Source organism: Marinobacter sp. SS21, assembly GCF_028369065.1.
Classification (GTDB): domain Bacteria; phylum Pseudomonadota; class Gammaproteobacteria; order Pseudomonadales; family Oleiphilaceae; genus Marinobacter.
The window spans coordinates 15,138-28,422 of record NZ_JAQNDA010000016.1 but is presented as its reverse complement, the minus strand read 5'-3'; the positions used below and the strand labels follow the sequence as shown (position 1 = coordinate 28,422).

The following is a 13,285-nucleotide window of genomic DNA, read 5'->3' as shown; positions in this document are numbered from 1 at the left end:
TGCCAGAAAGCCCTTATCGGCTACTGACTGGCATGATTTAGTCTTGCTGCCAGCTTTGAACGGCTTCTTTACCGTATTGCTCACGCCACTCATTCAGAGTCTTGTGATTGCCACCGCGAGTTTTTACAACTTCCCCGGTGTGTGGATTCTTATAGGTCTTCAACGGCCGCTTGGCGCGAGAACCAGTCGCCGCCTCAACCTTGGCGCCGGCAACCGAAGGATCAATAGCACTCAGAACCTGAAGAACGTCCTTAGGTGATTTGTCATATTCCTTCATGAGTGCGCGAACCTTGTCTTCAAATTCAAGTTCACTCTTCAGAGCCTGATCCTGCTCCAGCTGACGCAGTTCTTCGGTGAGCTTTTCCATAAGCTGTTTTTTCTGATAGTAATCGTTGATCTTAGCCATTTATAGAAAACCTTATTTCATTAACTGGAACGGAATATAAAATCACTCACACGCTGATTATATATTTAACGTTGAAAAAATAAAGTAGAAATTGATCAACTGACCATTCACTACCCCTCGCTTTAAAACAAAAAAGCCAGCATAAATTGCTGGCTTTTAGCGGTTTCCCAGTTAGCTCTTTAGAGCCGCAAATCCGAAGCGCCCAACGGTAACACGCCCTTTAAATCAAACAATATACCGTTATCCACCATCAACGAGCGCAATTCAGCAACATTTTTGGCTACATATTGATCATGCGGAACCGCCAGGATGAGTGCGTCGTAATAACCTGATTCAGGTCGTTCTTTCAGAGTAATACCATATTCGGTCTCAGCTTCCTCGTTGCTGGCCCAGCAGTCGCTCACATCCACCCGGCAACCGAACTCCTGCAGCTCCTTAACTACGTCGACAATGCGGGTGTTACGCAGGTCTGGGCAGTTTTCCTTGAAGGTTAAGCCCATGATTAATACCCTGGCCCCAGATATGGTCTGGCCCGCTTTAATCATGCTTTTGATCAGTTCGGCCGCGGCGTACGGCCCCATATTGTCATTAACCCTACGCCCGGCCAAAATCACATCCGGGTGATAACCAACCGCCTGGGCTTTATGGGTTAGGTAGTAAGGATCAACGCCAATACAGTGCCCGCCAACCAGGCCTGGCTTAAAGGGCAAGAAGTTCCATTTTGTACCCGCAGCCGCCAGAACCTCGTGAGTATCAATACCCAAACGGGCAAAGATCATCGAGAGCTCATTCATCAAAGCGATATTGAGATCACGCTGGGTATTTTCGATGACCTTGGCGGCTTCGGCTACCTTGATAGAGCTGGCCTTGTGAGTGCCCGCAATAATGATGTCACGATAAAGGGCATCCACTTCTTCCGCAATTTCCGGCGTAGATCCGGAAGTCACCTTTTTAATTGTGGTTATCCGGTGTTCTTTATCACCCGGATTAATACGCTCAGGGCTATAGCCAGCATAGAAGTCAGTATTGAACTTAAGTCCGGAAACCGCTTCCAATACCGGTACACAGACTTCTTCAGTGGCCCCAGGGTAAACCGTGGATTCGAATATGACGATGTCGCCCTTTTTCAAAGCGTGCCCGACCGTTTCACTCGCCTTCTTAAGAGGCCTTAAATCAGGGGCATTGAATTCGTCGATTGGCGTCGGAACAGTAACAATGAAGATTGTGCAGTCTTTAATACCTTCAAGGGAATCAGTGAACGAGAGCCCTTGAGCTTCAGCAAGTTCAGCCGCACTAACTTCGCGAGTCAGGTCTTCTCCCGCACTTAACTCGTTGATACGCTTTGTGTTAATATCAAACCCTACGATTTCGCGCTTCGTACCGAATGCAGCGGCTAGGGGCAGCCCGACATAGCCTAAACCAATTACGGCAATTTTTTTCATATTACAGATTTCCCAAAAAACGACTCGATAACTTTGAACATAGACTTTTGCCTTACCGAATAACCCCAGTGTCCCTGCTAGACCGGAAAACTTTTCACATTATCAACAGAGAATCTATTTTCCTGCTGTATCGCCTGCTGATTTTTCCAGACTAAGTCCTCCATCACACCATTTGGAGAATACCCGGTAGGAGCTTCTTTAAGGAGCTGAATAATCCGCTCACAATTAAAATCCTGACTAGCCTGCATTAGATTGGCCAGTAACAACTCAACTTCCGACCAAGACATTGAAATCTCTCTAGCCATCATGATCCTGGCGTGTTCCGTACCCTGAGGGTTATCGCCAATCAATAACTCCTCATACAACTTTTCACCAGGCCTCAGGCCGGAATAAGTCACTTCGATGTCCCCATGCGGGCAGTTGGGTGTTTTCTCAGTGAGTCCCATTAAGTGAATCATTTTTCGGGCCAGGTCCGCTATTTTCACCGGCTCCCCCATATCCAGCACAAAAACTTCACCCCCCCCCCCCATGGAGCCAGCCTGCAATACAAGCTGGCTTGCTTCGGGGATAGTCATAAAATACCGGATAATATCTGGGTGGGTCACCGTAACAGGCCCTCCATCCCTGATTTGATCTCGAAATAAAGGCACGACGGAGCCTGAGGAGCCCAACACATTACCAAATCGAACCATGGAAAAACGAGTCTGTTGTTGACGTTGCGCGAGCCCCTGAAGCACAAGTTCCGCAACACGCTTACTTGCCCCCATGACATTGGTAGGCCTAACCGCTTTATCCGTTGATATAAGAACGAAGTTTTCTACACCTGCAGCAATCGCAGCTTCAGAGGTGTGCAATGTACCAAACACATTGTTTTGAATCCCTTCGATAATGTTGTGCTCGACGAGGGGAACGTGTTTATACGCTGCCGCATGATAAACCGTCTGAACACCGAACGCCTTCATCACCTTTTCACATCTGCGAGAATGGCAAACCGAGCCTAGAATCGCCTGAATTTCAACATTAAAGCCGTTCACCATATTGATGGAAGTCAATTCGCGCTCGATGGAGTAAAGAGCAAATTCCGATTGCTCAAACACAACCAGCAACTTGGGACGATGGCGAACAATCTGGCGACATAGCTCTGATCCTATCGATCCACCAGCGCCAGTGACCATGACAACTTTATTTTCGAGGTCTTTTGCAAGCAGACTGTTGTTGGGAGATACCGGATCTCGACCCAGTAAATCTTCAATGTCCAGGTCCCGGATGTCGTTGATACGGGCACGACCGGATACAAGCTCAGTCATTGATGGCACCGTCTGCACTGTTACAGACAATTGTTCCAGCTTTTGGATCAAGGATCTGCGATCGGCGTTGTCAGCATCATCTAACGCCAATAAAAGCCGTTCAGGGTTCAACCTCCTCACCGCTTTCTCAACGTGTTGGAAAGAAAAAACCGGCAAGCCATCTATCAAGGAACGATGCTTGCTCCGCTCCATTGACAAAAAGCCCACAGGTCTATACTCAACCCCCTGCTTAAGTGCAGAGGCCAATTGCATCCCCTTTTCTCCGGCACCAACTATTAATACCGCTTCCTTGTGCCTATGCCGCGGACGGTTAATTAAAAACCTTGCGGAAAACCGTGTACCAGCTACGAGCAGAAAAGCAATTGCACCGTAAATAACCGGGACAGAACGGGGAACAAAGGTGTGAGTTATAAAGCCAAAAACAATGAGAGCAACACTGGACAACATTATGCCTGCGATAATTGCAAGCAGGGCATGCTCACTCAAATAGCGGATGACAGCCCGGTAGAGACCCAATTTGATAAATGCGGCAATTGTAAAAAATACGGTGAGTACCGAAGCCCAGAATTGCTTTTGATCTGGCACCCAAAATACGTTCTCAAACCGAAGGGCGAATGCTCCCCAAATTGCAGCAGACAGCATAAGCAGATCAGCAATAACCGAGATCATTCGTTTCTGGGGACGAGATAAGTGTAAAAACCGATCAATTAGCTGCAAAATCCATCCTCAAACTGGTAACAGGTGCACCCACCCGCAAACTTAGTCAACCGTCAGCAAGAGCATTGCTTCATAACGTCAGCAATAACATCGGTTGTTTTTCTGATCTCTTTTTGTGTAAGCGATGGATGCACGAGAAACATCAGACTTTCTTCCCCCAGTTTTTTTGCAACTGGTAACCGGTCTTCGGGAGTCAGGCCAGCATCAACAAAGCATTTTTCCAGATACACCTCTGAACAAGAGCCGGAAAAACAAGGCACCCCCGCACCGTTAATTGCCTGCATAATGGTATCCCTATCCCAACCTTCTTTCAGCCGATCCGGCCTGACAAATACGTAACATTTGTATCCAGCATGTCGAATATTGTCGGGAATGGCAGGGACACGTAGCGCTTCAAACTCGCTAGCGCAGTCCCAGATCGCATTGCAGTTTTCCTGGCGCTGTTTAGTCCATTCAGTCATCCGCCCTAGCTGAATCCGCCCCAAGACTGCCTGCATTTCGGTCATCCGCCAATTTGTCCCGAAGTCGTTATGCAACCAGCGAAATCCAGGTGGGTGCTCTCGCTCATACACGGCACTCCAGCTCTTACCATGATCTTTATAAGACCACATGCGAGACCAGAGCTCCGGATCGTTTGTCGTAACCATCCCACCTTCGCCACCGGTGGTCATGATTTTATCCTGGCAAAACGACCAGGCGGCTGCGTGCCCCAATGAACCAACCGGCCGGCCCTTGTAGGTGGCGCCATGGGCCTGAGCACAATCTTCGATGACTGAGATTTTTCTACCTTCTGCCAAGGCCTTGAGTGAATCCATATCACAAGGCCACCCAGCCAGATGCACAGCGATAATGGCTTTGGTCTTGGTCGTAATCAGCGGCGCAACCGTTTGCGCCGACACGTTCTGGGACGATTCATCCACATCGGCAAACACTGGCGTGGCACCAGTGGTGACAATGGACGACGCCGAAGCAAGGAACGTACGTGAGGTAACAATCACTTCGTCACCTGGACCAACCCCCAGCCCTTTGAGGGCAAGATCGAGAGCAACAGTGCCATTTGCGACCGCAACGGCGTACTCTACGCCAGCAAATTCCGCAAACTCTCTTTCAAACTCCCGACATTCCTGGCCGGTCCAGTAATTGACTCGATTGGAAAGCAGTACTTGGGAAACCGCCTCGGCCTCTTCGTGAGTGAAGCATGGCCAAGGGGAGAAAGGACCGTTCAGCATAGAAAAAGAACCTGATTAATTTCTTTGAAATGGACGGGCCGGCATACCAACATAGGTCTGACCATCCGCCAAAGGCGCAACAACACAGGAACCGGCCCCAACGACAACATCCGCACCGATGGCTATGAGTTGGCGAACACTCGCGCCAATTCCGACCCAGCTGCATTGCCCAACCGATACTCCGCCAGCAAGCGCTGCGCCCGGACTCACATGAACGCCATCGTCGAGTGAGCAATCATGATCAACCGACGCATTCGTATTTATAATGCACGCCTTTCCCAACGTCGCATCAATATTGATTGCAGCACCGGCTAGTATCACCGAGCCCGTGCCCAAGCTCGCGTAAGGACTGACGCAAGCCCCGGGATGCACCAGAGTCACCAGCTCACTTCCACGATCTTCCAGCTCTTGCTGCAGCGATAATCGGGTGTGATTGTCGCCGATGGCTACAATCACACCCTCGTAGTTTTCGAGATTTTCCAGCAAGGCACTGAAATCACCTTTCACAGGCCAATGCCTCAGAATCGTCAGTTCTGGCCAAGCATCATCATAAAACTCGATAAGGTCCCAACCCAATGCTTCCGCCGCGTCTGCCACCACCTTGCCATGACCGCTGGCCCCAACAATGGCCAATCGCCTCATTGGTCATTTCCTTTGAATTTATCGATGGTTACATGTCCCTCTGCGGAAATGTCCTCACGCATAAATACCTTTTTTGCGGTTAAACAAAGGATTTTTACATCCAGCAAGAAAGATCTGTTATCCACATACCAGACGTCCAAGGCAAACTTATCACTCCAGCTTATCGCATTCCGACCATTTACCTGCGCCCATCCGGTGACCCCTGGACGAACAGCATGACGCCTTAGCTGCTCGCTATTATAAAGAGGGACATACTCCATCAGCAAAGGCCTGGGGCCGACCAGGCTCATATCGCCCTTCAATACGTTCCACAGCTCTGGGAGCTCATCCAGGCTTGTCGCACGCAGGAATCGCCCAAATCGGGTTAACCGCTCCGAGTCAGGTAATAACTCGCCATTAGCGTCCCGCTGATCCGTCATTGTCCGGAATTTAACCATCGGGAAGGGTTGAGCCTGCAAGCCTGGTCGAACCTGTTTGAACAGTACCGGCCGCCCGAGTTTGAGACCAACACACACCGCAAGCAAAGCCAGAACAGGAGACAAGACTATGAGTAGAAACAACGAAACGGCTATATCAAAAAGTCTCTTATTCATCACGCTTGGCCACGGCATTCTCGAGTACAGCTATCAATTTCCCAGCGAGCTGGTCACGGGAGAAACGACTGTTCGCCAATGTCCTGGCCCCCTCCCCGGCTTTCAGAACTTGCTCATCGTTGCCCAGAAATTCCGCAAGCTCACGAGCGGCTGCCTTGGTATCCAAGGCAGGTAAGGCAACCCCAATGTCGTGCTCCTCGATGAGATCTTTTTGCCACCCACCATGATTGATAGCTACAGGTCGACCAGCGGCAAGTGCGTCAAAGACTTTGTTGGCACTGTTGTTCCAAAGCTCTCGCAAATTAATAACCCACGATGTACAGACCGTGGCAGCGGAGAACAATGTGGGGACTTCTTTTTTGGAAACTGGGTCTTCGATGAAAAAGTTCTCATTCAGTACACCCATTTCCTGAGCCAGGCTCTCAACAGTTTCTCGTTCCGCCCCCGCCCCTACTGCCAAAAACCTTACTTCCGGATCAATGGCTTGCATATGGTTAGCGAGCTCGACCATATAATTCACACCGTTCACCCGCCCAAAGGTGCCGGCATATAACACCAACGGCCTCTGCCCCAACCATGGGCGCTCCGATCGGAACTGGCGGCCTCGCTCCTCCGCGCCGTCAAACAGATCTATATCAGCGCTGTTGGGAACGCAGGTTACATGCCGCTCAGAAACTCCCGTTTTGATGACCCCCTGTGTCATGCCAGGAGAGAGAGTAACCACCGCATCCGAATGTCTGTAAGCCCAGCGTTCAAGCTTTTTGGCCAGATACGCGCTGAAGGGAAAATTGAGGGCCCCCATGGCGATGGGGATTTCTGGCCATAAATCCCTAACCTCAAAAACAAGTGGGACCTTCAGATTTTTGCTGGCCTTAACACCAGGAATGGCAATAGTCAGTGGTGTGCTGGAGGCAAAAACGACATCTCCCTGCAATCTGGATGCGTATGCAGAGGCCCTTCGAGCAAACTCCGTGAACGCGAGCAGACGCCGAGCAATGCCCATGGCATTGCTGTAATTCACCGGTAGCCAATGAACGCGAATTCCGTCTACTTCTTCAACAACCCAGTCACTCCCGTTAATGGCACCGTCGGTTCTGGTCGTCACCATTTCTACCTGGTGACCCGCCATGACCATACGTTTGGCCATTTCGTATGAGCGGGTGCCGCCGACCATATCCGGCGTATTAAAGTACTGGTGCAGATAAATAATTTTCATGCAAAAACTTCTCTGTATTTCTGAGCGACCCCGCTCCACTGAAACTGGGCTAACGACTCGTCAACCCAACCTGGCTCAACGCCATTGCAATGTTCCATGAGGAGAGCCCGCATCGCCTGATAAATCTGATCCACCGAGCGCGGGTCAACGGCGACAATGCTTGGGGAATCAAAGAAGCCATCAATACCCTCATGCTTCGTACAGACCAATGCACACCCCTGCGAGAGCGCTTCAATAAACACCAGCCCGAAGGTCTCGGTCAGAGAGGGCATAACAAACACCCTGGCTTCGCGATAGACGGCCTTAAGTTCCACCGGGTCTTTGATCACGCCTCGCACGTCCAGGAATGGCGGCAGCTGGCTGACACCCAGCAAGCTCTGCAACTCCTTGTGTGTTCCTCCCACCAGCGCCAATCTGAAATCCGGAAAATCCTGATAGAGACGGCTAGCGGCTTGCACAATCCGGCCGAGATTTTTGTTTGCGTCGAAACGGCCAACGAAACAGCACAGTCTCTCCCGTTCCAAAGGCTGGGTTACATGTTCAGCGTGCCAAAAGTCACCCACTCCATTGGGAATCACCTCAATTTTCTTTGCTACCTGCGCCAGTTCTGGCCACCTTGCCACAAACCGCCGACGATGGGATTGGCTGACGAACACCAACCCACTTGATCTTTTGATCGCCAGTCGCATGAGCCAGCGATAGTGCCAAAGATGCGAAATAAAGATATTAATATCCGTATTCCGGACAACCAACGCATAACGAATGGGTCTCAAAAAGGATAGAAAAAACGCCACCATCCCATCCGACCAAAAATTGTGTGCCAAAACATTAGCCTGCGCGCCCCGTTTTGCGCCGTCCGCAATGGATACAAACGCAGGGATAACTTTCAGCAATACAACAAAAATCTTCAGCAATGGGAAGAACCTGAGAATTCTGTTGGAAAACTTTACGTAGTGAACCTGAACTAACCTGTCATTGGGATCATGCTTGCCAACGTCCTCATCACGTCGAACCGGAACAATAACATGCTGCTTACCTTCAATTCGGGCAAGGTGGCATGCGATCTCGCAATGCACCTTGCTGCTGATAAAATTATTTGATAGATGAATCATTGGAGCGCAACGAAATCATTTTACTAACGGGAACCGAGAGCTTTGACAATATTAGAATTGCCACTACCGTGGGTGCGAATAACCAAATCGCATTATTAAGCGTCGCCATCTCAACTTTCGGCGCGATAAACCAGAACCTAGTCAATAATGCACAATAAATCACGCACCATACAATCGTTCGCTTTTCCATAAACGCATTAAATATCATGGCGGATAGCAGCCCCAGTAACGTCGCGGCCAACAGCGCCCCCACAACCCCAAAGTTGGAATAGAATTCCATAACAATTCCAGGAGGAATTCCGCCAACATTATTGGGATACCAAATATCACTTATGTGGTAGCCAATAAACGTCCCTGCGTACCCGGGGACAAAACCATGTAACCAACTAAACATCGAGCGCCCATTTAGCCAGCCTTCAACCTGATTGTAATGTTCCCAATACACCAACATTGCGGGTAGATTAGGTACGTTCCCCTTGCCAAATATCAAATGAGCGATATTGGCCAATTTATCCAGGACAACTGCCCGCACATCCAGTGCTTGTCCGGTCTCAGCCGCCAGAAAAAGCTCAACGCTCACTAAACGCATCGCATAAGCAAACAGCACGACCATAATCAATGCCGGCAGGAAAATTACACACAAGGACAACATCAAGCGGCGGCGAGTGGATATCATGCACTCAAAGACCAGCAGGAAAATTACCACCGAGAAAGTAAAGAAAATCTGGCCACGAGAGACAATCGCTAACAACGACAACAAAAGCATGGCCATATAAAACACGAAATTCACAGTGCGCCATCGGCCTACTGCGGTCCGATACAGAACCAGGGCGACAATAAAAAAGTTGTATCCCAAAGTGGTGAACCAACCAGCGTTCACCTGCACCCGATGGCGGGCCACGCCAAATTCCATAAAGAAAGCCAGCGGGTTTCCGGGACTAAAAAGCCAGATATTGTAAAAAAGATTTGCGGCCGCGATTGCCAGGCATCCCAGCGCTGCTGCCATCTGAAGCGGTCTTGGCGAGATTAACGTCACTGGGACAATAGGATCTTGCTTATTAATCGCATTGGGCGCCCGCCTCAGGAGAAAATAGCCCAGCGTAAAGAACAACAGCCAAGCCCCAGAAAACAGTACTACTGGGCCAGAGATTGCCAGCACCTCGCCATAGCCATGCAATAGATGCTCAGCATGGGAGAATCCGGTCATTGACAGATAAATCAAATCCAGCACAAATATAAACAGCATGACGTTAACCGCCACAATCGGCTCATACCACTGGACCTTAAACAAAAAAATGGGTAATAAAATGATCAAAAACAATAAATAAGCCGAGACAATCAGATCATAAAATACCAAACCGTGACAAAACCCAATCACTGCGGCACCACCTGTGAGGGCGGCCAGCAAAAGCAAAAGCCTCAATCGGAAAACTACTTTCTCAGGCATTCAAAAAGCCCACCAGATTACGCGCAAGTTGCGCTTCGCCCAGGTTCTCAAGAACCCACTGTCGAGCGTCGAGGTTCAGAGGCAGGTCATTGGCTGTGAAGCAGTTGTTAAACGTAGCAACAGCGTCTGCCAGACGCCGACCGTCCGCGGCAACCTGACCAGTCAACTCAAGCAAGGTCGTGTTTGGGTGGGGAAAGGTGTAGATCACATAGCAACCGCACAGTAAGGCCTCACGGACCGTTCCGCCAAGTGCATCGTGCCGGACCGCCCGAACAACCACCGATGTCCGACAGTATTGCTCGGCGGCATTGGTCCATCCCAAAAACTCAAGATTCTCGGGCTGGTGCTTGCACCAGCTACCACTGCCCCCCATCACTAGAAAATCGACATCGGGCAACAATCGCGCAGCATGAACAATTTCCTCACCGCAGTAATTGGCCGGATTATGGTCAGGAATGTAAGTCAGAATCCGGAATCGGTCCGGCCGGGGATCCCGCGACAAGGCCAACTGCTCGAACTCTACGGTGGGTGACGGAAAGGGCAGGCAAACAGCCTCTACGGCCAAGGGTTTCAACTCGTCCGCCAACCAGGGCGCTGCGACGCAATGTCTGGAACGGCTTAACAGCCAACGCGAAACGTAGCGCCCCCAAGTTCCAGTGACACCTGAACCCTTGAGGTGGAGGGCAACCGTGCGTTCCACGTCTGACCCTGTCCAATAGAAAACCAGGCGCCCACCGCAAAGCACGTAAATTATGCTGACCAGATCGATCAGTAGCCCACGAGGTCTCAACTGTCCCGGCCGGAATCCCACCCGAATGGCTAACTTACAACCGACGAGGCCAAGCAGCTTCCAGGCATCCCGTGGAGTTAGTTCCGAAACCGGCTGACACTTGATTCCGCCATGCTCTGCGAGCACCTTTGCCAGCCGTTTTGTCCAAAGGGTCGCCCCCATCAATGCATACCGACTAGCCAAAAGCGACCCTCCTTAGTGCCAACACAGTGACGAGCGCACCCAATACTAATGCGCCCCAAAAAATGCCGGACTTGAGCAGCACCCCTGACAAAAACAAAATTGCCCATAGCAACAGCAGGAATTTACCAAACCCCGAAACAACCCTGCCAACATTGCCGCCGGCCAACTTCAGCGAACTTATCGCGGAGACCCCGTACACCACAACCCCGCCACATGCCAGTGATATGCAGGCCATCACAACATCTTGAGCAACAAAGCCGACAGCGAGCGCTACCATTCGATTGAGCAAGTCCAACAGGCTCAGACATAGGGACCACTGAGATTTTTCCAGCGCAACAAATACCGATGCCATTGGTGAGGCTACGGCCCAACCAGCCACCAGTACCGACAGCCAACCGACAAGTTCGCCAGACTGCGACCAGGCACCATCCAACACCAGCGGGAAAAGCCAAGTTCCATGAACGCCAAGCACACCGTATATGCCCGTGGCTGCAATCACCAGCTTCCCGAAGCCTTGCTCCATCAGCGGCCCACAATCCTGGCCTTCTTTGCGAAGACGCCCGAGTTCAACCAACAGGGTGTCATTCGCGACCTTTGACAACAGCGAATTGGGTACAACCACCATGCGATAAACCAGCATGAAGATGCCCGCAGAACTCGCTCCCACCGAAAGCAACATTCCGAGCGGTAACAGTTGCAGAGCCAAAGCCCCCAACAACGCAGAAGGCAACAACCACCTCGCCTGTGGCCACTGACTCTTGAAATGTGCGCCAACCTGCTCAATAGAGCGAAGCTGGAACGGCCTGGCGATCGTCAATATCGCCAATCCTCTGCCAATAAGCTCGCCCCACAGCAGCCCGGGCATTCCCACACCAAGGTAGCCAAAAGACGCCTGCCCACCGAGAACCCCAGCAGCCTGTACGGAACGTCCTGCAGACGCAGTCAGTGCCTGATCGGCGTTTACGCGAAAGTAATAGAATCCGTTAAAAAGGGCGGCGCCGGCCGTAGCAGCTGCGATGAATAGCGCATGGAAGGCAGGATAAAAAAATGAGACAAGCGCCCCAATCAGTAAAGACAGGGCAGTAGAGCTTAGTAGCACCACCCACATATTGGAATGGGGATCCGTGCTGGAGGGAATGAGTTGATCAAAGCGGAGAGTCACCCCAACCACGGAAATGCCAACAATGGCCAGCAGCACAGAATACTGGCCAAACACTTCCGGGGTAAACAGGGCAGAAATCACCGGCCCAGCGGCCAGGCCTACGATCAAAACGACAATCGGCCCAACCAGAAGGTGGACAAACCGTTTACGGATACTCACTTACGACTCTTGGATCCGTACACAACCAACGAAAACATCGCAAACAATGCGCCGATAGCAGCCCACATAATCAAACGCTCCCGGACCCGAACGGGTACTGAATACACACGGGTGTCCCTGCGTTCCACAAAAGATCCGGTAAACTGCTCCGAGAGTTTCGACGCCACTTCGAACTGGGTAATGAATTCGTCCAGATCAATGTTCATGTCATCCGGCGCCATCCATAAGCCGCCGGTTTTCAAAGCCTCTAGCGACTGCCCTTTGCGGTGAAACCACGATGCCATCGACCGTTGAAGGTTCACCTCGCTGTTCTCATAAACTTGAGCGACCCATTCCTCCAGTGAGGAACGAGCGTCCTCTGAAGATTCCGATGCAACCGACAGAATCACTTCTCGACGGCCCAAGCCTTCATGGAAACCTGCGTGTAATCTGGCAAAGCGCTTATTGCCACCACTGATGGACGCAGACCGCAGGGCTTCATCAAGAACAAACCGGAAAACAACTTCATCCAGGTAACGCATCCAAGCGTTCACCAGATCCTTTGTCACTACAGCACCACTCGAAGGCTGCACGTCTACATGACCTGTCAGCTGACTCAAAGTAGGGCGAATCATCTCTGCCTGCTGCAATACTGGCGGAGAAATGTCCCAAAACTCATCAAAAGCCAGCGGTTCAATAAGCCTGGTTTCAGCGATGTACGATTCGTTGGAAAACAGAAAATGCTGCAGGAGCCCCACGATCAAACCGAAGAGCGCCCCGATTAACACACCGATTATCCAAGTACCTACTACCCCAGTACCTACGCGCATTTATTCCATTTCCTTACTTTGGCGAGGGGGGCGATTATAACGCCGTTCCGTACCGCAAGATAGGCGACAAC

Annotated in this window: 12 protein-coding genes; all 12 read right to left on the bottom strand. The window is 50.8% G+C overall.

Annotated features, from left to right (window positions below):
* Positions 1–37: 37 nt before the first annotated feature.
* Entirely contained in the window at positions 38–406 is a 369-nt protein-coding gene (locus tag N6L25_RS16600; protein ID WP_271982592.1) for a histone-like nucleoid-structuring protein, MvaT/MvaU family, read from the bottom strand.
* 179 nt (positions 407–585) lie between these two features.
* The gene (gene tviB, locus N6L25_RS16595; RefSeq protein WP_271982590.1) at positions 586–1,848 is read right to left on the bottom strand and encodes a Vi polysaccharide biosynthesis UDP-N-acetylglucosamine C-6 dehydrogenase TviB; all 1,263 of its coding nucleotides are present in this window, start codon (positions 1,846–1,848) and stop codon (positions 586–588) included.
* A 77-nt stretch (positions 1,849–1,925) separates the two neighbouring features.
* Positions 1,926–3,824: a nucleoside-diphosphate sugar epimerase/dehydratase gene (locus tag N6L25_RS16590; protein WP_271982588.1), complete on the bottom strand. Its 1,899-nt coding sequence runs from the start codon at positions 3,822–3,824 to the stop codon at positions 1,926–1,928.
* 101 nt (positions 3,825–3,925) lie between these two features.
* On the bottom strand, positions 3,926–5,101 hold the full coding sequence (locus tag N6L25_RS16585) for a DegT/DnrJ/EryC1/StrS family aminotransferase (RefSeq protein WP_271982584.1): 1,176 nt from the start codon (positions 5,099–5,101) through the stop codon (positions 3,926–3,928).
* Between the two features lie 15 nt (positions 5,102–5,116).
* The gene (locus N6L25_RS16580; RefSeq protein ID WP_271982581.1) at positions 5,117–5,743 is read right to left on the bottom strand and encodes an acetyltransferase; all 627 of its coding nucleotides are present in this window, start codon (positions 5,741–5,743) and stop codon (positions 5,117–5,119) included.
* On the bottom strand, positions 5,740–6,336 hold the full coding sequence (locus N6L25_RS16575) for a sugar transferase (protein ID WP_271982578.1): 597 nt from the start codon (positions 6,334–6,336) through the stop codon (positions 5,740–5,742). Before N6L25_RS16575 ends, N6L25_RS16580 begins: the two co-directional genes overlap by 4 nt.
* On the bottom strand, positions 6,329–7,552 hold the full coding sequence (locus tag N6L25_RS16570) for a glycosyltransferase family 4 protein (RefSeq protein ID WP_271982576.1): 1,224 nt from the start codon (positions 7,550–7,552) through the stop codon (positions 6,329–6,331). Before N6L25_RS16570 ends, N6L25_RS16575 begins: the two co-directional genes overlap by 8 nt.
* Positions 7,549–8,664 carry a glycosyltransferase family 4 protein gene (locus N6L25_RS16565; protein WP_271982574.1) on the bottom strand — a complete coding sequence of 372 codons (1,116 nt, stop codon included), beginning with the start codon at positions 8,662–8,664 and terminating at the stop codon, positions 7,549–7,551. Before N6L25_RS16565 ends, N6L25_RS16570 begins: the two co-directional genes overlap by 4 nt.
* Positions 8,645–10,111, bottom strand: coding sequence for a hypothetical protein (locus N6L25_RS16560; protein ID WP_271982571.1), 1,467 nt, complete (start codon positions 10,109–10,111; stop codon positions 8,645–8,647). Before N6L25_RS16560 ends, N6L25_RS16565 begins: the two co-directional genes overlap by 20 nt.
* Positions 10,104–11,084 (bottom strand): hypothetical protein, encoded by a 981-nt coding sequence (locus N6L25_RS16555; protein WP_271982569.1) that lies wholly within the window; start codon positions 11,082–11,084, stop codon positions 10,104–10,106. The genes N6L25_RS16560 and N6L25_RS16555 overlap by 8 nt, the downstream gene beginning before the upstream one ends.
* On the bottom strand, positions 11,077–12,405 hold the full coding sequence (locus tag N6L25_RS16550; RefSeq protein ID WP_271982566.1) for a hypothetical protein: 1,329 nt from the start codon (positions 12,403–12,405) through the stop codon (positions 11,077–11,079). The genes N6L25_RS16555 and N6L25_RS16550 overlap by 8 nt, the downstream gene beginning before the upstream one ends.
* Positions 12,402–13,214: a hypothetical protein gene (locus N6L25_RS16545; RefSeq protein ID WP_271982563.1), complete on the bottom strand. Its 813-nt coding sequence runs from the start codon at positions 13,212–13,214 to the stop codon at positions 12,402–12,404. The genes N6L25_RS16550 and N6L25_RS16545 overlap by 4 nt, the downstream gene beginning before the upstream one ends.
* Positions 13,215–13,285 lie beyond the last annotated feature (71 nt).